The organism is Microcoleus sp. C2D2 (assembly GCF_036702495.1).
Classification (GTDB): domain Bacteria; phylum Cyanobacteriota; class Cyanobacteriia; order Cyanobacteriales; family Microcoleaceae; genus Microcoleus.
Genome location: NZ_JAUBTO010000374.1, coordinates 1 through 1,735 on the forward strand (window position 1 = coordinate 1; position 1,735 = coordinate 1,735).

Here is a 1,735-nt window from a genome sequence, read left to right on the forward strand (position 1 = left end):
TTGTCACAGCAATCTTTCATTTTTTTAATTTTATTAGGTTTATTGGGTAAATATGGCGAAGGCGGCGGTGGGGGTGGCGGTGGTAAATCAATACAAAGATTTAAAACAATTTTTGTAATACTAAAAGACGTTTCATCGTAAAAACTCCAAGGAAAAGATTGCGCTTTTGTAAGCGCAACCTTTTTTGAGCTGTAAGTTTTTTTCAAATAATCATAAATCTTTTGTTCATTGCCCTTGATTTCAGTGCCTCCGTTCCCTAAATTGCGAAACTCTAAACCCTCTCGGCGTGCAGCGTTGGGATTCAGCTTATTAGGGTATGGATCTACGGGAATAATTGTAGGTTCAGGTCTTGATTCGTTTATATAATTATATCTTCCCGGGTTGGGTTCTCCAGTATTAAAGTGTTGCCACAGAGAAAAATACGTAACAAACCCACTAAGAATTCCTTCGTCGTCATATGCACCACTCACTGTGCTTTTGCGCTCAATTATTTCTCCAAAGATGTAACCTGGATCGCCTGTTTTTGCATAATAGTAATAATGTTCTTCTGTTACTACTTTGCAAAATGCTTTTGTACCTAAAGGATAAGTTGGTGGCGATGGAACATCTAAAGCGCTAGGTGGATAAGTTGGCGTTGGCGTTGGCGTAGGCGTAGGCGAAGGACTTGGAGTAGGTGATTCTGAATCTTTGGGTTTAAAGTCAACACAAATCTCACCACCCGGAATACCATAACATACTGAAACTGTTTTTTTACCCTCACTATCGATAGCTACTTCAATTTTGGCTCCTCCTGCACTGATTGAAGTAGTCACATTACCTTCGTCGTCAATTTCAATTTCTCCACCAAATCCTGCAATGTTTATGCCTAATTCTACTTCTTTAACTACTTGATTGCCAAATTCATCGTAACCAATTGTTACTCCGACGTTTCCTCCTAATTTTCCTTTTGAAGAACCTACGCCTAATCCTAATTTAGTTGTGTTATTACTAACATCTCGTTCAACTGTAATTCCTTGATTAGGTATTAGTCCTTCGGTTCCAAATCTTGCCCTTCCGCTGACATCGATACCGCCAATTTCACCTAAATCTGTTTCACCTGCAATATTTATTCCTCCACCGTTATTGGTTCTTTCTTGCTTTTCTTGTCTAGGTGAAAAATCACTTCGTTCTGTCCTATCTTTTCGGTTAGACATATATTATTTAAGTTTAAATATTAAGCTTAATCGGAATTAACGAATCTAAAGCCGATGGTGGGATTTGAACCCACGACCGTTTGATTACGAAAGTCACTCAATATAAGTAATTATTATTCTGCCCGGTTGATTTCCCATTTTTGGAATGGCATCGGGGTGCAAATTAAAGTATAAATTTCCCGACAAAGAATATATTGACCACCAGTTTGTGTATAGCTTTGAAGCGCTGAAAAAACTTGGTGGGTAATAATCAGTGTCGGCATTTTTTAACCACCCTGATAAGCTGACAATTTTATCCATAGGGGGCAATTGTCCCGTCAACAATTGTGTATTACTAGATACCGAGGGAGATGTAAAAGTAAGAATTTTTACTTTTACAGCCGCATTATCACCTAAAGTAGTAAAGCCATTAAAAATAGGATTAGCAAGAGGCGCTTTTGTAGCCAAAAGATTAGTAATGTTCCCAGCAAAATTGGCATCATCTGCCAGAGCTGCTGCCAGTTCATCCAAAGTATTGAGCGCACCCGGAGCGCCCCCAATCA

Annotated in this window: 1 protein-coding gene and 1 pseudogene; both read right to left on the reverse strand. The window is 38.9% G+C overall.

What is annotated here, in order from left to right:
- A pseudogene (locus tag QUB61_RS39290) lies at positions 1-1,193 on the reverse strand (hypothetical protein); the annotation flags it as partial.
- A gap of 93 nt (positions 1,194-1,286) precedes the next feature.
- A partial coding sequence (locus tag QUB61_RS39295; RefSeq protein WP_333136869.1) for a hypothetical protein occupies positions 1,287-1,735 on the reverse strand: 449 nt, incomplete at its 5' end.